Below are 19,072 nucleotides of genomic sequence, written 5' to 3' on the forward strand. Positions count from 1 at the left end.
CCCGCCACTCAGTTTCATTCCGCAACTCAGCTGGTCTCCCGCGCTACCCAGGACTGCAGGTCGTCGCCCCTCACCGCCGCTGCCATCAGCTCCGGGAACTGGTCCGGCGTGCACGCGAACGCCGGTACTCCCATTTCCGCGAGCGCCGCCGCGTTCTCGTGGTCGTACGACGGTGCCCCCGAGTCCGACAGTGCCAGCAGTGTCACCACCTGGACCCCCGCGCCCACCAGCTCGGCGATCCGGTGGCGGAGCTCGTCCTCGTCGCCGCCCTCGTACAGGTCGCTGATCAGCACCAGCAGCGTCTGCTCGGGCCGGCCGACCAGGCCCTGGCAGTACGCGATCGCCCGGTTGATGTCCGTTCCGCCGCCCAGCTGGGTGCCGAACAGCACGTCCACCGGGTCGGCGAGGTGCTCGGTCAGGTCCGCGACCTCCGTGTCGAACGCCACGAACGACGTCCGCAACGCCCGCATCGACGCCAGCACCGCGCCGAACAACCCCGAGTACACCACCGACTCCGCCATCGACCCCGACTGGTCGACCGCCAGGATCACGTCCCGCTGCACCGCCTGCTGGCGCCGCCCGTAGCCGATCAGCTGCTCCGGCACGATCGTGCGCAGCTCGGGGGAGTAGTGCTTGAGGTTGCGGTGGATCGTGCGCGCCCAGTCGACGTCGCCCGGGCGCGGACGGTGCGTGCGCGACGCCTTGTCCAGCGCCCCCTTGATCGCCGCCCGCGTGCGCTCGGCCAGCCGCTCCTCGAGCTCCTCGACGACCTTGCGGACGACCTCCCGCGCGGTCTCCTTGGTCTCCTCCGGCAGCACGCCGTTCAGCGACAGCAGCGTGCCGACCAGGTGGACGTCCGGCTCGACCGCCGACAGCAGCTCCTTCTCCAGCAGCATCCGGGTCAGCCCCAGCCGGTCGACCGCGTCGCGCTGCATCACCTGCACGACCGTGCTCGGGAAGTACCGCCGGATGTCGCCCAGCCAGCGCGCGACCCGCGGTGCCGACGCGCCCAGGTTCGCGCTGCGCGGCCCGCCGGTGGCCTCCTCGTCCGGCTTGTCGTAGAGGGCGGCCAGCACCGAGTCGACGCCACTGTCCTCATCGGACAGTTCGGCGTCGGCCAGTCCCGATCCCGGTCCCGCGCCGTCGGCGCCCAGCACCAGCCGCCAGCGCCGCGTCCGCTCGGTGTCCGTGCTCACGACCCCACCCCCAACAGCGTCGCCAGTACCGGCAGCACGCGCTCCGCCCGGTCCTCGTCCAGTTCCTCGGCCACCGCGACGACCGCCGCGGTGCCGTCGAGCCCCGCCGCCCGGCTCCCGATCGCCCGCTTCTCGGGCCCGCTGAACGCGCCGAACGTCCGGCGCAGCAACGGAAGCACCTCGGTGAAGACGTCCGCGTGGATCGCCGCGAGCCACGCGTCGATCACCCGCAGCAGGCCTTCGTCGTGCACCAGCAGCAACGCGCCGCCGTCGAAGAAGCCCTCGACGTATGCCGCGCCCGCCGACGGCGCGATGCCCGGCGTGAGCGCCCGGCCCAGCCGCAGTTCGATGTCGAGCGCGTCGAGCAGCCCGGCGTCGTGCAGGATCCGGGTGAGGCGCCCGGCCAGCAGCGGGGGCAGCGACGGCCGTTCGGCCAGCCGCGCGAGCGCCGTCAGCCAGCGTTCCTTGGGCTCCTCGCCGAGCAGCGACGTCGCGTCGTGCACGCCGTCGACCAGCTGGGCCATCCGGGCCGCGGCGTCGTCGTCGATGCCGTGCGTCGCCGGCGGCAGGCCGGCGCAGATCCGGTCGAGCATGCGGTCGGCCACCGCGCGCAGCGCGCCGGTGTCGGTGCCGCGCACGTTCCCGTAGCGCGTCGCCCGGGCCAGCGCGGGCAGCGCCGACATCAGCCGCGCGACGTCCGCGTCCGCCGCCGCGCGCGTGTCGAGCGCCGCAAGCGCCTCGGGCAATGCCTCCGGCAGGTCGGCGAGCAGGCAGTTCTCGACGGCCGTGGTCACCTCGTCCAGCGGGGGTGTGCCCTCGACGGTGCTGCGGACCGCGGCGGTGGCCGCCGACGGCACGGTCGTGCCGTACACCGCGGCCGCCACCAGGTCGACCTCGAACGACGGTTCCCAGCACAGCGCCCAGGTTTCCCGGAACGTGCCCTTGTTCCGCCGCGTGGACGCCTCCCGGCTGCCCCACTCGATGCCGAGGATGCGCAGCCGGTGCAGCAGCTTCGACCGGTCGAGCCCGCCGGGCGTGCGCAGGTCGAGGTCGAGCTCCTTGACGACGGGGTCCTTCTTGAGCCGCAGGCGTTTCGCCGTCGCGGTCAGGTCCGCGGCCAGCGGCGGCTGCGGCACCCGGTCGGGCACTTCGCCGAGCCGTTCGCCGACCACCAGCCGCCGCGTGACGAGCTCGACCTGCACCTCGTCGCCGCCGCACAGCACCGACCGGGTGGCTTCGGTGACCTCGGCCAGCCCGGCCGACGACCGCCCGCGCAGCGTGGCCAGGGTTTCGGACAGCCGGACCGCCTCGATGACGTGCGCGGTCGAGACGGGCAGGTCCTCTTCGCGCAGCACCGCCGCGACACCCGCCAGCCAGCGCGTGGTGACGTCCTCGGGCGTGGTGAAGAGGTGGTGGTACCAGCCGGGCGATCGGACGCCCGCGCCGTAACCGCTGGCCGTCGCGAGCCGGCCGTGGGTCCACGGGACCCAGGTGCACGCGACCTTCCGCTTCGGCAGTCCTTTGAGGACGGACTGGTCGTGCGACGCCGGCGGCAGCGGGTCGGCCAGCGCGGGCACGTGCCACGCACCGCAGACGACGGCGATGTTCTCGAAGCCGTCCTTGCGGGTGCGGCGCAGCACCGAGCGCATGTACGCCTCACGACGGCCTTCGTTGCCCTGCGGCGGTTTCTCGCCCTCGCGCAGCGCGGTCATCGCCTCGGCGATCACCTCGAAGGGGTTCTCGTCGCCGCGCCGCGACTCGACGACGTCGTCCCACCAGCGTTCCGGGTCGTCGTAGCCGCCGGCCGAGGCCAGCGCGGCGAGCGGGTCGCCGGGTGGGGCGGCGTGCTCGTCCGGGCCCGCGGCGAACGTGTTCGCGGCCGGGAGGTCGCAGAACCGCACCGGGATCCCGGCTTCGCGCGCGTACGTCAGCGCCTGCCATTCGGGGCTGAACACGGCGAACGGCCAGAACGCGGCGCGCGAGACGTCGTCGGTCGCGTACGCCAGCAGCGCGATCGGCGGCTGCATGGCCGGGTCTTCGGTCAGCTCGACCAGGACGTCGGCTTCGGGCGGCCCTTCGATCAGCACGACGTCGGGCTCCAGTTCGGCAAGCCGCGTCGCCACGGCCCGGGCGGACCCCGGGCCGTGGTGGCGGATGCCGAGCAGGTGGGTGGTCACGAGATCTCCTGGCCCGCCCGGTAGAAGTCGGCCCAGCCGTCGCGCTCGCGGACGACCGTCTCGAGGTACTCGATCCAGATCGCGCGGTCGGCCACCGGGTCCTTGACGACCGCGCCGTGGATGCCGGCCGCGATGTCGTGCGGGCGCAGCACGCCGTCGCCGAAGTGGGCCGCCAGGGCGAGCCCGCCGGTGAGCACGCTGATCGCCTCGGCCGTCGACAGCGTGCCGGACGGCGACTTCACCGCCGTGCGGCCGTCTTCGGTGCGGCCCGAGCGCAGCTCGCGGAACACCGTGACCACCCGGCGGATCTCGGCCAGCTCGGCGGCCTCCGCGGGCAGCTGCAGCGACGTGCCCAGCTCGGCGACGCGCCGGCTGACGATCTCGACCTCCGCCTCGGCGCTGTCCGGCAGCGGCAGCACGACGGTGTTGAACCGCCGCCGCAGCGCGCTCGACAGCTCGTTGACGCCCTTGTCGCGGTTGTTCGCCGTCGCGATCAGGTTGAAGCCCGGGCGCGCCTGCACCTCGGTGCCCAGTTCCGGGATCGGCAGCGTCTTCTCGGACAGGATCGTGATCAGCGAGTCCTGGACGTCGGCCGGGATGCGGGTCAGCTCTTCGAGGCGGGCGAGCTTGCCGTCCCGCATCGCGCGCAGCACCGGGCTTTCGACCAGCGCGGCGGTGCTCGGGCCCTCGGCGATCAGCCGGGCGTAGTTCCAGCCGTAGCGGATCGACTCCTCGGACGTGCCCGCGGTGCCCTGCACCAGCAGCGTCGAGTCCCCGCTGATCGCGGCGGAGAGGTGTTCGGACACCCACGTCTTCGCCGTGCCGGGCACGCCGAGCAGCAGCAGTGCGCGGTCGGTGGCCAAAGTGGCGACGGCGACCTCGATCAGCCGCCGCGGGCCGACGTACTTCGGGGTGATCACGGTGCCGTCCGGCAGGGTGCCGCCGAGCAGGTACTCGACGACGGCCCACGGGGACAGGTGCCAGTTGGGCGGCTTGGCCCGCTCGTCGGCGGCGGCCAGCGCGGCCAGCTCGGCGGCGTGGTCCTGTTCGGCGTGCGGCCGGAGGACGGTGGGGGCGGTCATGCGAGCTCCTCGTACATTTCGCGGCGGAAGTTCAGCGTTTCGGTGAGCGCCCGGCGCCACGGCCCGGCGTCCATGGTCAGACGGGTGGTGGCCAGCGGGTGACGCAGGCACTGCGGCGGGACCGCGCGGGCGATCACGACGGCGGCGTGCGAGACCAGGCGGTGGTCGTCCTGGCGGGCGATCCAGTCGAGCAGGGCGGTGCCGAGCTCCTTCGTCCACGGCCGGGGCAGCTCGTGCACCAGCCGCGCGAACGATTCGACGGGCAGCCTGCCGATCAGGTGCCCGACGGTGGCGGCCTGGCTCCCGGGGCTGAGCACACCGAGCAGCGGTGGGGTGGTGCGGCCGCCGGGGTCGGCGCCGATGAGGGCCTGGGCCCAGGTTTCGTCGCGCTGGCGCAGGGCGGCGGTGGCCCAGGAGTCGCGCAGGACCCCGGCCGGGCAGCCTTCGACGGTCATCCGGACGACCTCGGCCGGCGGGCCGAACTCGGCCCAGAAGGCCAGGGGAGCGGCGGCGACGAGCGTGCGCAGCCGGACAGTGCCCTCGCCGCGTTCGCCCTGCGGGACGGTGACTTCGAGGACGCGGCCGCGGCGGCGGACGAGCGGCCGCAGGCGCTCGGCCATGCTTTCGCCGTACCGGGTGCCGGGCAGGCGGCCGAGCAGCTCGGCGGCCCGTTCGCGGACGGCCGCGGCGCGGTCGGTGAGGGCGGCTTCGAGGAAGTCTTCGTCCTCGGGGCGGACGTGCCCGGCGAGCACGCCGAGGAAGTCCGAGCGGACTTCGGCGGGTTCGCTCTTCCAGGACGTGTGGAGGGCTTCGCGAGCCGCGGCGGGGTCTTGGGTGAGCTTGGTGGCGAGCCAGCGCCGGCGCTGGGCCAGGCTGCCGTACTGCCAGACGTCGGCGTGTTCTTCGGTGGGTGCGGAGAGGAAGGACCAGTCGGGGTTCCGCTGCCCGAGCCACGCCCCGACGGGCCCGGCGACCGCGACGAGCGGCCCCCGCAGGGCGGCCTTGCTCCGGGCGGCTTCGGCGAGGAGGGGGAGGGTTTCGGGCGGGACGCGGTAGTCCGTGCCGGCGACGATGCCGAGCCATTCCAGGAGGAGATCGGGATGGCTGGCGGCGAGCAGCCGGGCCAGGCGTTCCCGGGCGAGTGGCGGGACGAAGGGGCGCTCGTCCGGGGCGGCGACGGGGAGGGGACGGACGTCGTGCAGGGGTTGCCGCCCGGCCCGGCGGTAGGTGGTGAGGACGGCCGCCGCCGCGAGGAGCTGTTCGGCGGGGTCGGTGCGGTCTTGGATGAGGTCCTGGACGGCGGCCGGCTGGGTCGCGGGGTCCAGGGTGCGACGGCGGGTGCCGAGGAGCGCGGTGCCGACGAGGTCTTCCCAGGCTTTCACGGTCGCACCTCCTGTTCGTGGGTAAGGGAAAAGTTCACAGCCGCACCGCCCGGTCCTCGTGCCAGCAGGTCAGCGGCCGCAAGCCCGCCGGGCTCCACTCGCCGGCCACCGTCAGCGGGCAGCCCGCCGACATCGCCAGCAACGACCACGGGAACGCGTACGGCACCAGCGGCAACGCCGTTCCGTCCTTTTCGGACAGACACCACCCGCCGCCGTGTTCCGCCGGGGTCACGCCCGACAGCAGCACCGGCCAGCGCTCCAGCCACGGGTCCGCCGCCATCGCCCGCGCGTACGCTCCCAGCGCCTCGGAAATCGAGCCGCCGGACGCCGACGACGCCGCCAACGGGATGCCGCGCTCCACCACCAACGCCCGCAGCGGGGCCGCTCCCGGGTAGAACGCCAGCGATGCCGTCAGGAAATGCCCTGGTGGCAACGAAGAATCCAGCGGACGGCCCGGCGGCGCGAACGACAGCACCAGCGCGTCCCGGCCCGTGTCCCGGCCGCGCAACCACGTCCGGCGCGTCAGCAGCCGGTCGTTCTCCTCGTCCGCCGCGCCCGTGATCAGCCACTCGTCCGAGACCCGCTCGCCCTGCTCGAGCACCCGGGCCGTCTCCACCGAAAACCCCAGCCGCGTGCGGACCGTTTCCGCCAACGCGGGAGGCAAGGAGTCCAACCGGGTCGCCGAATCCGCCAGCAGGTACACCAGGGACAGCTCGCCCAGCAACGCCTCCGGCCAGTCGCGGCGGCCGACGATCCCGGCCGCCCGGCGCAAGCCGCCCGCGAGGCCGGACGCCTGCGCGTCCACCATCCGAGCCGCCACCGTGCGCAGCTCTTCGCCGCCGCTGCGCTCGAAACCGGCGAACCCCGCGCCGATCCGGTCGGTCAGCCAGATCTTCAGCTCCGCGACGCCGCCTTCGACGCGCGCCGCCCGCTCCGATGCCCGTCGAGCGGCCGCTTCCTCGTCCTTCGGTCCCGCTGCCTCCGCGCGTTTCTCCGCGCGGCGGGCCCGGTCGGCGCGTTCGGCCAGCCACGTGTGCACCCACTCGGGTGGCGCGGCCGCGTCCACTTTTCCGGTGGCCCACAACATCAACAGCCCCAGGGCGTGCTTGCACGGGAACTTCCGGCTGGGACAGGAACACCGGAACGCGGGCTCGGCGAGCTCGACACACGTCTGGTACGGCTTCTTGCCACTGCCCTGGCAGAAGCCCCACACGGCGTCTTCGGACGCACTCGCGCCCGACCACTTCGCCGGCGCGGCCAGCGCCCGGCCCGCCTTCTCCGAAGCGGGATCCGGCGCCAGCCCGGCCACGCGTTCCGCGGTCCACGGCACCGCCGTCACCACCTGTCCCCCCACTCTCCGACCTCGCTTTCCGGTACTCGCTGAAGCATGCCAGCACCCACCGACAATTTCCGGCACCCTTGACGAACCGTCGTATTCCAGCACTAGAATAGTCGGGTGCTGACCGACGCGGAGCTGACCGTCCTCGGCCTCGTCGTCGAGCGGCCGAGGCACGGCTACGAGCTGGACGAAGTGGTGTCCGAACGCGGCATGCGCGAGTGGACCGCCCTCGGCTTCAGCTCGATCTACTACGTCCTCGGCAAACTCCGCGACCGCGGCCTGGTCGCCGAAGTCGCGGAAGAACGCGCGCACGCCAAGGCGAAGAAGACGTACACGGCCACCGACGCGGGCCGGCGAGCCTGCGCGGCGGCCGCGGAGGCGGCGATCGCCGAACTGCGCCCGGTGCACCCGCCGGTGCTGGTCGGGCTGGCCAACAGCCCGGTGATCCCGCCCGACCGGCTCGCGGCCGCGCTGGCCCGGCGCGCCGAAGCCGTCGCGGACCGGCTGGTCGAGGTTCGCCGAGCCGCCCAAGCAGAGGCTCCGCCGTTCGTGCGCGCGATCTTCGACTACTCCCTCAAGCAGCTGGAAGCGGAAGCCGCCTGGCTGGAAGGACTGGCCTGATGCCCTACGACGTCAAGAAGGACCTGAAGCAGCTGTACGCGCCGAAGAACACCGACTGGGCGCTGCTCGACGTGCCCGAACAGCAGTTCCTCGCGATCGACGGCCGAGGCAACCCGAACACGGCGGAAAGCTACAAGAAGGCCGTCGAAGCGCTCTACGCCTTCGCGTACACGATCAAGATGACGGCGAAGCGCACCGGCGAGGACTTCGTCGTGGCCCCGCTGGAAGGCCTGTGGTGGGCCGACGACTACACGGCGTTCACCGTGCGCGCCAAGGACTCCTGGCAGTGGACGATGCTGATCTCCCTGCCGGGACACATCGGCGAGGTCGCCGTCGAGGAAGCCCGGGAATCGGTGCGGCGCAAGAAGAAGATCGACCCGCCGGTCCGGCTCGAGAAGCTGCACGAAGGCCGCTGCGCGCAGGCGCTCCACATCGGCTCCTACGACGACGAAGGCCCGCTGCTCGCCCGCCTGCACGACGAGTTCCTCCCGGAACACGGGCTGAAGGAAACCGGCCTGCACCACGAGGTCTACCTCGGCGATCCGCGGAAGACCGAGCCCGCGAAGCTCAAGACCGTGCTGCGTCAGCCGGTCGGCTGATCCAGCTCGGCGAGGCCGCTTTCCCAGCGCGCCCGCCGCTGCTCGGACGTCTGCTCCCACCACGGCTCACCGCGCTCGCCCAACGCCACCTTCGCCGTCTGGGTGCGCGCGCGGTCCTGGACGCGCCGGGCCGCCATCAGGTGCTTCTGCAGGCGGTCGCGGACGTCCTCCGGGATCTCCGGGTCGGTCGCGCGCCACCGGCGGCCGTTCACGACGATGTACCGGCCGTCCGGCGTGCGCTCGGGCATCAGTACTCGCTGGAGACCGGCCAGGTGTCGTCGTGCAGCAGGCGCTTGAGGATCTTGCCCGTCGCGTTGCGGGGCAGGTCCGGCACGAAGTACACGTCGCGCGGCACGGCGAACCGGGCCAGCCGCTGGTGGATGTACGCGCGGATGTCCTCCGCGTGCAGCGAGGCGCCGCGTCGCGGGACGACGTACGCCGCCAGCCGCTGGCCCCACTCCGCGTCCGCCACGCCGACCACCGCCGCGTCGTGCACGCCGGGCAGCGCCACCAGCGCTTCTTCCACCGGACGGGGGAACACGTTCTCGCCGCCGGACACGATCATCTCGTCGGCCCGGCCGGTGACGAACAGGCGGCCCGCCGCGTCGAGGTAGCCGACGTCGCCGGTGGCCATCAGGTCGGCCGCGCGCGCCGGGTCCTTCCCGTTCGTGTAGCCGTCGAACAGCATGTCGTTGCCGACGAAGATCTGGCCTTCGCCGCCGGGCGGGACCGGCTTGCGGTCCTCGTCGAGGATCGCGACGCGCGTGCCGAGCGGGCAGCGGCCGGCCGTGGTCGGCGCCGCGCGCAGGTCGGCCGGGGCGGCGATGCTCGCCCAGGACACCTCGGTGGAGCCGTAGAAGTTGTAGAGGACGTCGCCGAAGGTGTCCATGAACTGCGTGACGAACGACCCGGACATCGCCGAGCCGCTGCTCGCGACGATCCGCAGCGACGACAGGTCGTAGCGCGCGCGGACCCGCTCGGGCAGGTCCATGATGCGCTGCAGCATGATCGGCACCGCGAACAGCGCGTCGCACTTCTGCTCGGCGATCGCCCGCAGCGTCTCTTCGGCGTCGAACTTGCGGATCAGCGCGAGCGACGCCCGCAGCGCCATGCCGAGCTGCATCGCGGCCAGGCCCCAGCTGTGGAACAGCGGCGCCGCGACCATGATCCGGTCGCCGGCGCGCAGCGGGATGCGGTCGAGGATCGCCGCGGCCGTCCCCATGCCCTTCGGCGTGGGGCGCCGCGCGCCCTTCGGCGTCCCGGAGGTCCCGGACGTGAGCACGACGACGCGGCCCGGCCGGTCGACCGGCTTGGGCGGGTCGGCGGGCGCGGCGTGGATCAGCTCGTCGACGGTGGGGTAGCCGGTTTCGGCGTCCGGCCACGTGCTGATCCGGGCGAACTCGCCCGGGACGTTCGCGATGGTCTGCGCGAACTCGTCGTCGGCCAGCACGGCCGCCGGCTGGTGCTCGGCGATGACGTCCTTGACCGAAGCCGCGGACAGGCCGGTGTTGAGCAGGATCAGGTCGGCGCCGAGCTTGCTGGCGGCGACGAACGACTCGACCATCGCGGCGTGGTTGCGGCACATCAGCGCGATCCGGTCGCGTTCGCCGACGCCGAGCTCGCTCAGCCCGTTCGCGAGCCGGTCGCTGCGCTCCTGGACCTGTTTGAAGGTGCGGAGGCTGCGCTCGTCGTGCAGCGCGGGTTCGTCGGGGACGCGGGCCGCGGCGGCCTGGTAGCCGCCGGCGATGGTCGCGCCCCACTGGGCGAGCGAGCTGAGCTGGCGGGCGATCTTGTCCGGACGGCCCGCGGACAGGACGCCGGCGCGCACCAGGACGCTCGTGGTGCGCAGCTTGGTGGCCTTGTTGCCGTCGCGGTCGGCGTCCGGGTCGGGTTTGCCGGCGAGGTGCAGGTCGAGGCGCCGCGCGAGGGCGCGGACGTCCTTCTTCACCGACGACACGAGATCCGCGTGCGACGGCGGCAGCATCATCCGGACGAACAGCTCGGTCTTGCCCCCGGCCAGCGGTCTCAGCTCGAGTGAGACCCAGGTGCCTTCGTCGGGGACGCCGCACCACACGACGTGTTCGCCCGGCCGGTACACGACGGCCTGGACCTGCGCCTCCAGCATCGGCCCGCGCTCGGGGACGATCCGGATCACGGCTTTGGGTCCCCGGCCGCGCGCGGCGTGCTCGACGACCTCGCACCCGGCGATTTCCGGCACGAACCGCGAATACCACTCAGGCGAACCGACGATCTGCCACACCACATCCGGCGTGTGCCCGACCACGGCGCTCGCCTCGACTACATCGTCACGCATCGTCTGCCCTCACCGCAGGGGATCACCGAACACACGTTCAGGTCACGGAGACGTCACAGTAACAGCAAACGGGTGATCCCGGATACTCCGAACGGCCAGATACCGGAGAGTAACGGACACTCGTAGTAGGTCCTCCTAGTGTCCACTGTGGAGTGATTAACGCCGTTCACCGAGCATAACGGCCACGGGGAGTGTGCGCGGGGGGGCGCCAACGACGTGAATGACTCATTCATGGCGTCAGGCGACATGAATGAGTCATTCACGTCATTTCGGGGCATACCGGTCAACCAGCTCCCGGCCGAGCCGGGCGAGTTCCGCCTGGACGGACCCGGGACTCTCCACCTCCACCAGCGCGCCCCACCCCGCCAGCTCCTGCGCGATCATGATCGGCGCCGGCGCCGCGACCCGCGCGCGGACGCGGTCACCAGGCAGGTCCGCGACATGCTCGCAGTGCCGGCCGAACCGCCCGCGCAGCACACTGAAGTAGCGCCGGTCCAGCACCACGTCCGCGGTGAGCAGTGACCGGCGCTTCTCGATCTCCTCGACGACCTCGTCCCACACCTTCGCCAGTTCGAGGTCCGCCGGGCGGTCGGCGGCTTCCTCGGTCGGGACGGGCGCGGCGATCCGGTCCACCCGGAACGTCCGGCGCCCCTTGGGCGTCCCGGCGACGAGGTACCAGACGTCGTCCTTGTCGACCAGGCCCCACGGGTCCACGAGCCGCTCGCGCCCGCTGTAGGTGAACCGGACGCGCCGGCGCGCGATCACCGCGTCCCGCAGCAGCTCGACCATCGGCGGCCGCTCCTTGACGCGTTCGCCCCAGCCCGCCGGATCGACGACGATCGCTTCCGCGGCTGCCTCGGCGTCCGGGCGGAACGTGCCCGGCAGCGCGCCCATCAGCTTGCGCAGGGCCGATTTGACCTCCGGGGACGCGGCCGCCGCGGGGCCGGCCAGGAGGAAGAGGGCCTGCGACTCGCGCGCGGTCAGGCCGGACAGGTCCGTGCGCGCGCCGCCGACCAGCTGCCAGCCGCCGCCGCGGCCCGGTTGCGGGTAGACGGGCACGCCCGCCGACGAGAGCGCTTCGAGGTCGCGGCGGGCCGTCGCTACGGAGATTTCGAGTTCAGCGGCGAGTTCGGCGGCCGTGACGCGGCCGCGCGTCTGCATCAGCAGCAAGGTGGCGACAAGGCGGTCGGCGCGCATGGGGCAAGTGTGGCAAACAAAGTGCTCAGTTGATGAGCACTTTTACTCCGCATGATGGCTCCAGACCGCTTGAGAGGAGCAGACATGCTGCGAGGAATGGCCACCGTCTCCTACTTCGCCGACGACCACGCGGCCGCGCAGGCCTGGTACACCGAGTTCCTGGGGATCGAGCCGTACTTCCGGCGGCCCGGGTACGCCGAGTTCCGGATCGGGGACTACCAGCACGAACTGGGGCTCATCGACCGCAAGTACGTCCCGGCGAGCATGGGCGGGGCGAGCGGCGAGATCGTCTACTGGCACGTCGACGACCTCGACGCCACCGTCGCCCGGCTGAAGGAGCTGAGCGCGAAGGAGTACGAGCCGATCACCGAACGGGGACCCGGGTTCGTGACGGCGTCGGTCGTCGACCCCTTCGGGAACGTCCTCGGCGTCATGACGAACGCGCACTACCTCGCTGTGCTGACGGAACGCTCGTGAGGCGGTAGGCCTCCTTGACGCACTTGTCGCACCGCTCGTGCCGGACGGTCTTCTCCGCCGGATCCGTTCCGTAGAAAGGGAAGCAGCCCGCGCCGCAGCTCGCGTAGTAGATGAGGCCGAGCCGGACCTCGCCGCGGCCGACGTAGTGCGCGAGACGGCGGCGCGGATCCGGCCCGCACTCGGGGATCCAGCCGTGGGCGGGCAGGCGGGCGGCGGCGATGTCGTCGAGGACGCCCGCGCGGGCGATCAGGTCCGCGCCGAGGCAGATGAGGCGCTCGCCGAGGTCGCGCATGCCGTCGGCACGCAGGGGCGGGCCGGCGAGCCACGCGACGTCGCCGGGCAGCGTCGCGGCCAGGTCGCGCAGACGGGTCAGGAGGGCGTGGTCCGGGTCCATGACCTGCAGGAAACCTGACGCGGATTTGTGACACCAGCCGACGAGCGGCCGCGGGAAATGTCGGACCCCGGTGACAGAATGCGCTCATGGCGACACCCTTCGCGACACCCCGGGCGAGAGCGCTCGGCTTCGGGCTCAGGTCCTGTCGGACGGCCCGGAACCTCGGCGTGCGTGAGCTGGCGAGGTTGATCGGTGTGCTTCCGCAGGAGCTGAGCAATTGGGAGTACGGGAAGCGGATTCCCAAGGTGGAGCAGGTGGCGTTGCTGATGGGGGTGTTGGTGGTGGAGCCGGGGGAGCGGGCCCGGCTCCTCGACCTCGCTCGCACGGCAACCGAGCCGAGCTGGCTGGAGCGCTCGGTGCCGCCGTTCGTCTCGGCCTATGTGCAGTACGAGCGGGCGGCCACGGAGATCTTCAACTGGGAACCGATGCTGATCCCCGGCCTGCTGCAGACCGACGAGTACGCCCGGGCGCTCCTGGCGGCCGGCGGCCTGGTGGCGAGCGAAGTCGAGAACCTGGTCCTCGCCCGGCGGAGCCGGCGAGGTGTGCTCGCCGGGCTGCGCCCGGCGAGCTTCCATGCGGTGATCGATGAGCGCGCCCTGCGGCTGGGGATCGCGGAGGGCGAAGTGATGGTGGAGCAGCTTCGGCACCTGCTCGCCGCTTCGCGGCGGAAGAACATCCGGCTGCAAGTGCTGCCGGGCGGCGACCGCGCGCACGCCGGGCTGCACGGGAACTTCGCCATCTTCGAGTTCGAAGCCCTGCCGCCGATCATCGCGATCGAGGAATTCCGGGCGGTGGCGTACCTCTACGATGAGGATCAGGTGGCCGGCTACCGCGAGGCGGCCGAGGGCCTGGCGGCCTCGGCCTTGGATGAGCAGGGCAGCTCGGCGCTGATCGAGGCGATGGTCGCTGAGCTGGAGGTGCGGAGTGAATCCGGGGGTGTGGCGGATCTCGAGCCATAGCCAGCAGGCGAACTGCGTCGAAGTGGCGCTCGGACCTGCGGCAAAAATCCGCGACACCAAGGACCGCACCGGCGGCACCCTCGAAATCTCCACCCGATCGTGGGATGCCTTCGTGATCGCCGTGTGTGGCTCCACGCCACGGGATCTTGGCGAGCTGTAGCTCCCGCACACATAGCCCGGGACCCGGGTCACGCTTACCGTTCCCGTCCATGACCAGCGATCTGGACGGGCGCACCGCCCTCGTCACCGGCGGGGCCTCGGGCATCGGCCTGGCCTGCGTCCGCGCGCTCGCCGCGGCCGGGGCGAAGGTGCACGTCGTCGACTTGGACCGGGACCGCGCCGAAGCCGCCGCCACCGAGGTCGGGGGCTGGGCGCACGCCGCCGACCTCGCCGACCCCTCGACGATCGACGGCCTGCCCGCCGAGGTCGACATCCTCGTCAACAACGCCGGGATCCAGCACGTCGCTCCGCTCGAAGACTTCCCGCCGGACGTCTTCACGCGCATCCAGTCCCTCATGGTCACCGCTCCCTTCCTGCTGATCCGGCACGTGCTCCCGGCGATGTACGCGCGGGGGTGGGGGCGGATCGTCAACATGTCGAGCGTCCACGGGCTGCGGGCCTCTCCCTACAAAGCCGCGTACGTCGCCGCCAAGCACGGGCTCGAAGGCCTCTCGAAGGTCGCCGCTCTCGAAGGCGCTCCGCACGGCGTCACCAGCAACTGCGTGAACCCCGGGTACGTCCGCACCCCGCTCGTCGACAACCAGATCGACGCGCAGGCCGTCGAGCACGACATCCCGCGCGAGGACGTCGTCGCGCAGGTCCTCCTCAAGCGCGCCGCCATCAAGAAGCTCATCGAAACCGACGACGTCGCTTCCCTGGTGACGTGGCTGTGCTCGCCGCACGCCGGCCACGTCACCGGGGCGTCCATCCCGCTCGACGGCGGCTGGACCGCCGCCTAAGACCCGCCAAACCACAAGGAAGTGGAGCCCGCAGTGAGCCAACCCCACCGGTCGGCGATCGCCAAGATCGTCGGCGCGAGCCTGATCGGCACCACCATCGAGTGGTACGACTTCTTCCTCTACACCTCGGCCGCCGCCCTCGTCTTCAACAAGCTGTTCTTCCCGACGGCGAACCCGCTGACCGGCACGCTGCTGGCGTTCCTGACCTACGCCGTCGGGTTCCTGGCCCGCCCGATCGGCGGCCTCGTCTTCGGCCACTACGGCGACCGGCTCGGCCGCAAGAAGCTGCTGATCGTCAGCCTGGTGCTGATGGGCGGGTCGACGTGCCTGATGGGCGTCCTGCCGACGTACGCGAGCGCCGGCGTCGCGGCTCCCCTTCTCCTCACGCTCCTTCGCCTGGTCCAGGGCTTCGCGCTGGGTGGTGAGTGGGGCGGGGCCGTCCTGATCGTCTCCGAGCACGGCGACGACCGCCGCCGCGGCTTCTGGGCGAGCTGGCCGCAGTGCGGCGCGCCCGGCGGGAACCTCCTGGCCACCGCCGTCCTGGCGATCCTCTCGGCCACGCAGTCGGACGCGACGTTCATGTCGTGGGGCTGGCGGATCCCGTTCCTGCTCTCGGGCGTGCTGCTGCTGATCGGGCTGTGGATCCGGCTGGCCGTCGCCGAATCGCCGGTGTTCCTGGCCGCGCAGAAGCAGGCCGAGAACCGCGCCGAGAAGCACGTGCCCGTCGTAGAGGTCTTCCGCGACAGCTGGCGCCAGGTACTGATCACGATCGGCGCGCGGATGGCGGAGAACGTCTCGTACTACGTCATCACGGCGTTCATCCTCGTGTACGTCACGACCGGGCTGCACCTGCCGAAGGGCGTCGGCCTGACCGCGGTGCTCATCGGCTCGGCCGTGCACTTCGTGACGATCCCGCTGTGGGGCGCGCTGTCCGACCGCGTCGGCCGTCGCCCGGTGTACCTGTTCGGCGCGATCGGGATGGCCTTGTGGGGCTTCGCGTTCTTCGCGCTGCTGGACACGAAGTCGTCTCCGGTGATCGTGCTGGCGGCGACCGTCGGGCTGGTGCTGCACGGCGCGATGTACGGCCCGCAGGCCGCGTTCTTCGCCGAGCAGTTCCCGACGCGGGTGCGCTACACCGGCCTGTCGGTCGGCGGGCAGCTGTCGTCGATCGCCGCGGGCGCCGTCGCGCCGCTGATCGCCGTCGCGCTGTTCTCCGCGTGGGGCAGCACCGTGCCGGTGTCGCTGTACGTCGCCGCGATGTGCGTGCTCACGGTGATCGCGTTGCTCTCGGCCCGCGAGACGCGCGGCGAATCGCTGCACGACGACGACGTCCAGGCGGAGACGGCGGCCGTTTCGCCCTAGCATGACGGCCGTGACCGGATCGACCGACGCCGTGCGCCGGCTGCTCGACCTGCTCGCCTCCGGGGCGAGCAGCGAGCAGCTGGCGCACGTCGTCGTGGCCGCCCGCGCCGAAGGCACGCTCGGCGCGGCCGACCTCGCCGCGCTGGCCAGCGCGGGGGAGCTGGCGCTGCGGATCCGCGAGACCCTCGCCGAGCACCGGCGCCGCGAGGCCCAGCTCGGCGCGCTGTTCGACACCGCGAGCGAGCTCGCCGGACTGTCCGATCCGGACACCGTCCTGCGGTCGATCGTCCGGCGGGCGCGGGCGCTGCTGAACGTCGACGTGTCGTACCTGTCGCTGAACCGCGAGGCCGAGAACAAGACGTACGTGCGGGTCAGCGACGGATCGGTGTCGGCGGAGTTCCAGCAGATCGTGCTCGGCATGGGCGAGGGCCTCGGCGGGCTCGTCGCGCAGACCGCGCGGCCGTACGCGACGGCCGACTACTTCAACGACGACCGGTTCAAGCACACCCGGCACATCGACTCCGGCGTCAAGGACGAAGGCCTGACCGCGATCCTCGGCGTCCCGCTGGCCATCGGGCCGAAGGTGCTGGGCGTGCTCTTCGCGTCCGACCGCGCGACGCGGGAGTTCAGCCCCGACGAGGTGGCGCTGCTGTCGTCGCTGGCCGACCACGCGGCGATCGCCCTGGACAGCGCGAACCTGCTCGACCAGACGCGCCGGGCCGTCGCGGAACTCAACGAGGCCAACGCGACGATCCGCGCGCACACCGAAGCGATGGAACGCGCCCAGGACGCCCACGACCGGCTGACCGACCTGGTGCTGCGCGGCGGCGACCTGCCGGACGTCGCGGCGGCCGTCGCCGGGGTGCTGCACGGCGACCTCACGGTGTACGACGCCGACGGCACGCTCCTGGCCAGCTCGGCTTCCCCGGCCCCGCTGGACCCGGACGCGCTGTTCGCGGCCCGCACCGCCGGCCGGGCCGTGTCCACAAAGGACAGCTGGGTGTGCGGGGTGCAGGCCGGTCCCGAACTGCTCGGCAGCCTGGTGCTGACCGGTCCCGACGGATTGAGCGACCCGGACCGGCGGCTCTTCGAACGCGCCGGCGTCGTGACGGCGTTGCTGCTGATGCTGCGGCGGTCGGTGGTCCGGGCCGAGGACGAGGTCCGCGGCGAGCTGCTGACCGACCTGCTCACCGCGCCCGACCGCAACCCCCGCGCGCTGCTCGCGCGGGGCCGCCGGCTGGGGATCGACCTGTCGGCGCCGCACGCGGTCCTGGTCGCGCACGCCGACGGCGGCTCGCGACGGCGGCTGGCGAGCGCGGCCGCCCGGCACGCGACGCTGGTCGGCGTGCACGCGGAGGAGGTCGTCCTGCTGGGCGCGGGCGACCCGGACGAGCTGGCCCGCCGCGTGGCGGCCGACCTCGGCGCGGCGACCGGCCGCCCGGTGACGGTGGGCGCGGCGGGCCCGGCGAGCGGCCCGTCGGCGATCGCGTCGGCGCACGGCGAGGCAGCGCGGTGCGTCCGGGCGCTGCTGGCGCTGGGCCGGACCGGCGAGGGCGCGGCGATGACGGGCCTCGGCTTCCTCGGCCAGCTGCTGGGCGACCACGCGGACCTGGACGGGTTCGTCCGGCAGACGCTGGGCCCGGTGCTCGATTACGACGCGCGCCGGGGGACCGAGCTGGTGGCGACGCTGCGGGCGTACTTCGCGAGCGGATCGCAGCTGGCGCGGACGAAGGACGTGCTGCACGTCCACGTGAACACGGTGGTGCAGCGGCTGGAGCGGGTGGCGTCGCTGCTGGGGGAGGACTGGCAGGCGCCGGACCGGGCGTTGGAAATCCAGCTGGCCCTGCGGGTGCATCGCCTAGGTGGCTGAGGCGAACGCCTTCGACCGCCACACCACGAGCGCCGACGTCAGCCCGCCCGTTGCCGCGATCACCACCGCCACCGGCAGCATCCCGTGGTCCAGCCCGAGCCCACCCAAGGCCGCGCCCGACGCGATGCCGATCTGGAACGCCACGATGTACACCGCCGACGCCAGGTCCGGCCGGTCCTTCGCCACCCGCAGGACCGCCGCCTGCAGCACCACGCCGATCCCCGCCGCCGGGCCCGCCCACGCCACGATCGCCGTTCCCGCGACCACCGGGCCCGGCGAAACCAGCAGCGCCACCATGCACACCGCGAGCCCGGCCGTCGTGACCAGCGCCGTCGCGCGCGGGTGGTGGTCGATGTGCCTGCCGATCAGCACCAGGCCGAGCAAGCCCGCCAGGCCGTGGGCGAAGAGCAGCGCCGAAGTCGCCGGACCGGTGAGGTGGACGTACCGCGCGATGATCGCCGTGATGTACGTGAACGCGGCGAAGTGCCCGGTCACGACCAGCAGCGTCGTCACGTTGACCGGGAACTGCGCGCGGTCGACGGCGATCCGGGAGCCGGAAGCGGGCGCGATGGCGGGCATCGGGCCGACCGTCACGCGGATGACGAGCGCCGTCAGAGCCGCGACGGCCGCCACCACGAAGACCGCGAGCCGCCAGCCGAACGTCGTGCCGAGCCACGAACTCACCGACAGCCCGAACAAGAACGCCAGGGAGTTGCCCGCGAACACCACTGCCGTCGCCCGGCCGGCCCGGCCGGGGCCGAGCAGGCGCGCGGCCATCGACGCGACGACCGACCAGAACACCCCGTGGCCCGCGGCCGCCACCAGCCGGGCGGCGATCGCGACGCCGTAGCTCGGCGCGACCGCCAGCACCACGTTGGACACCACGACCATCCCGAGCGTGACCAGCGCCGTCGTCCGGCGGTCCCAGCGGGACGCCCATGCGACCAGCGGCACCACCGAGACCGCCACGACCAGCGCGTACCCGGTCATCAGCAGCCCGATCGACGAGTCCGCGACGCCGAGCCCGGACGCGAGCTGCGGCAGCAGCGCCACGGGCAGGTTTTCCGAGGTCACGGACACGAAGCAGGCGGCGCTGAGCGCGCCAAGGGCCAGCCGCGTCCGGGGTTCGACGAGCATTGTTTAA

General features: G+C 72.5%; 18 protein-coding genes. 8 read left to right on the plus strand and 10 right to left on the minus strand.

Annotation, left to right across the window (positions count from 1 at the left end; genetic code table 11):
- Window positions 1-26 precede the first annotated feature (26 nt).
- Genes ACERZO_RS17040 through ACERZO_RS17060 form a run of 5 tightly spaced genes read right to left on the minus strand, consistent with a single transcriptional unit; the run spans window position 27 to window position 7,191 of the window.
- The gene (locus tag ACERZO_RS17040) at window positions 27-1,196 is read right to left on the minus strand and encodes a VWA domain-containing protein (RefSeq protein ID WP_372665642.1); all 1,170 of its coding nucleotides are present in this window, start codon (window positions 1,194-1,196) and stop codon (window positions 27-29) included.
- A complete protein-coding gene (locus ACERZO_RS17045; protein ID WP_372665643.1) occupies window positions 1,193-3,373 on the minus strand; it encodes a DUF5682 family protein in 2,181 nt (726 codons plus the stop codon). Before ACERZO_RS17045 ends, ACERZO_RS17040 begins: the two co-directional genes overlap by 4 nt.
- Complete coding sequence (locus ACERZO_RS17050) at window positions 3,370-4,455, minus strand: ATP-binding protein (protein WP_372665644.1); 1,086 nt, start codon at window positions 4,453-4,455, stop codon at window positions 3,370-3,372. The genes ACERZO_RS17045 and ACERZO_RS17050 overlap by 4 nt, the downstream gene beginning before the upstream one ends.
- Window positions 4,452-5,837, minus strand: a complete 1,386-nt coding sequence (locus ACERZO_RS17055; protein ID WP_372665645.1) for a DUF5691 domain-containing protein — start codon at window positions 5,835-5,837, stop codon at window positions 4,452-4,454. Before ACERZO_RS17055 ends, ACERZO_RS17050 begins: the two co-directional genes overlap by 4 nt.
- 34 nt (window positions 5,838-5,871) lie before the next feature.
- Window positions 5,872-7,191 carry an SWIM zinc finger family protein gene (locus tag ACERZO_RS17060; RefSeq protein WP_372665646.1) on the minus strand — a complete coding sequence of 440 codons (1,320 nt, stop codon included), beginning with the start codon at window positions 7,189-7,191 and terminating at the stop codon, window positions 5,872-5,874.
- A 102-nt stretch (window positions 7,192-7,293) separates the two neighbouring features.
- On the opposite strand from ACERZO_RS17060, the gene ACERZO_RS17065 reads away from it, so the two are divergent.
- Together ACERZO_RS17065 and ACERZO_RS17070 are read left to right on the plus strand one after the other, a co-directional pair.
- On the plus strand, window positions 7,294-7,797 hold the full coding sequence (locus ACERZO_RS17065; RefSeq protein ID WP_372665647.1) for a PadR family transcriptional regulator: 504 nt from the start codon (window positions 7,294-7,296) through the stop codon (window positions 7,795-7,797).
- A complete protein-coding gene (locus ACERZO_RS17070) occupies window positions 7,797-8,396 on the plus strand; it encodes a GyrI-like domain-containing protein (RefSeq protein ID WP_372665648.1) in 600 nt (199 codons plus the stop codon). The genes ACERZO_RS17065 and ACERZO_RS17070 overlap by 1 nt, the downstream gene beginning before the upstream one ends.
- On the opposite strand, the gene ACERZO_RS17075 is transcribed toward ACERZO_RS17070, so the two are convergent.
- The 3 genes from ACERZO_RS17075 to ACERZO_RS17085 all read right to left on the minus strand — a co-directional run bounded on the left by ACERZO_RS17075 (window position 8,381) and on the right by ACERZO_RS17085 (window position 11,907).
- The gene (locus ACERZO_RS17075; RefSeq protein WP_372665649.1) at window positions 8,381-8,644 is read right to left on the minus strand and encodes a hypothetical protein; all 264 of its coding nucleotides are present in this window, start codon (window positions 8,642-8,644) and stop codon (window positions 8,381-8,383) included. The two genes, ACERZO_RS17070 and ACERZO_RS17075, sit on opposite strands and share 16 nt — an antisense overlap.
- Entirely contained in the window at window positions 8,644-10,710 is a 2,067-nt protein-coding gene (locus ACERZO_RS17080; RefSeq protein WP_372665650.1) for an AMP-binding protein, read from the minus strand. The genes ACERZO_RS17075 and ACERZO_RS17080 overlap by 1 nt, the downstream gene beginning before the upstream one ends.
- A 264-nt stretch (window positions 10,711-10,974) precedes the next feature.
- Complete coding sequence (locus tag ACERZO_RS17085; protein WP_372665651.1) at window positions 10,975-11,907, minus strand: helix-turn-helix transcriptional regulator; 933 nt, start codon at window positions 11,905-11,907, stop codon at window positions 10,975-10,977.
- 84 nt (window positions 11,908-11,991) lie between these two features.
- Between ACERZO_RS17085 and ACERZO_RS17090 the strand changes: the two genes are divergently transcribed.
- Complete coding sequence (locus ACERZO_RS17090; protein WP_372665652.1) at window positions 11,992-12,384, plus strand: VOC family protein; 393 nt, start codon at window positions 11,992-11,994, stop codon at window positions 12,382-12,384.
- On the opposite strand, the gene ACERZO_RS17095 is transcribed toward ACERZO_RS17090, so the two are convergent.
- Window positions 12,338-12,778 carry a hypothetical protein gene (locus ACERZO_RS17095; RefSeq protein ID WP_372665653.1) on the minus strand — a complete coding sequence of 147 codons (441 nt, stop codon included), beginning with the start codon at window positions 12,776-12,778 and terminating at the stop codon, window positions 12,338-12,340. The genes ACERZO_RS17090 and ACERZO_RS17095 overlap by 47 nt on opposite strands.
- Before the next feature lie 86 nt (window positions 12,779-12,864).
- On the opposite strand from ACERZO_RS17095, the gene ACERZO_RS17100 reads away from it, so the two are divergent.
- From ACERZO_RS17100 to ACERZO_RS17120, 5 genes are read left to right on the plus strand one after another with little or no spacing between them, the layout of a single operon-like run.
- A complete protein-coding gene (locus ACERZO_RS17100; protein WP_372665654.1) occupies window positions 12,865-13,737 on the plus strand; it encodes a helix-turn-helix domain-containing protein in 873 nt (290 codons plus the stop codon).
- Window positions 13,738-13,759: 22 nt separating this feature from the next.
- Entirely contained in the window at window positions 13,760-13,897 is a 138-nt protein-coding gene (locus ACERZO_RS17105; protein WP_372666415.1) for a DUF397 domain-containing protein, read from the plus strand.
- A gap of 49 nt (window positions 13,898-13,946) precedes the next feature.
- On the plus strand, window positions 13,947-14,696 hold the full coding sequence (locus ACERZO_RS17110) for a 3-hydroxybutyrate dehydrogenase (RefSeq protein ID WP_372665655.1): 750 nt from the start codon (window positions 13,947-13,949) through the stop codon (window positions 14,694-14,696).
- A gap of 33 nt (window positions 14,697-14,729) precedes the next feature.
- Window positions 14,730-16,058, plus strand: coding sequence for an MFS transporter (locus tag ACERZO_RS17115; RefSeq protein ID WP_372665657.1), 1,329 nt, complete (start codon window positions 14,730-14,732; stop codon window positions 16,056-16,058).
- A gap of 1 nt (window position 16,059) precedes the next feature.
- Window positions 16,060-17,928 carry a helix-turn-helix domain-containing protein gene (locus ACERZO_RS17120; protein ID WP_372665658.1) on the plus strand — a complete coding sequence of 623 codons (1,869 nt, stop codon included), beginning with the start codon at window positions 16,060-16,062 and terminating at the stop codon, window positions 17,926-17,928.
- Here the strand turns inward: ACERZO_RS17120 and ACERZO_RS17125 are convergent.
- A complete protein-coding gene (locus ACERZO_RS17125) occupies window positions 17,917-19,065 on the minus strand; it encodes an MFS transporter (protein ID WP_372665659.1) in 1,149 nt (382 codons plus the stop codon). The genes ACERZO_RS17120 and ACERZO_RS17125 overlap by 12 nt on opposite strands.
- Window positions 19,066-19,072: the final 7 nt, after the last annotated feature.

The organism is Amycolatopsis kentuckyensis (genome assembly GCF_041679295.1).
Classification (GTDB): Bacteria; Actinomycetota; Actinomycetes; order Mycobacteriales; family Pseudonocardiaceae; genus Amycolatopsis; species Amycolatopsis kentuckyensis_A.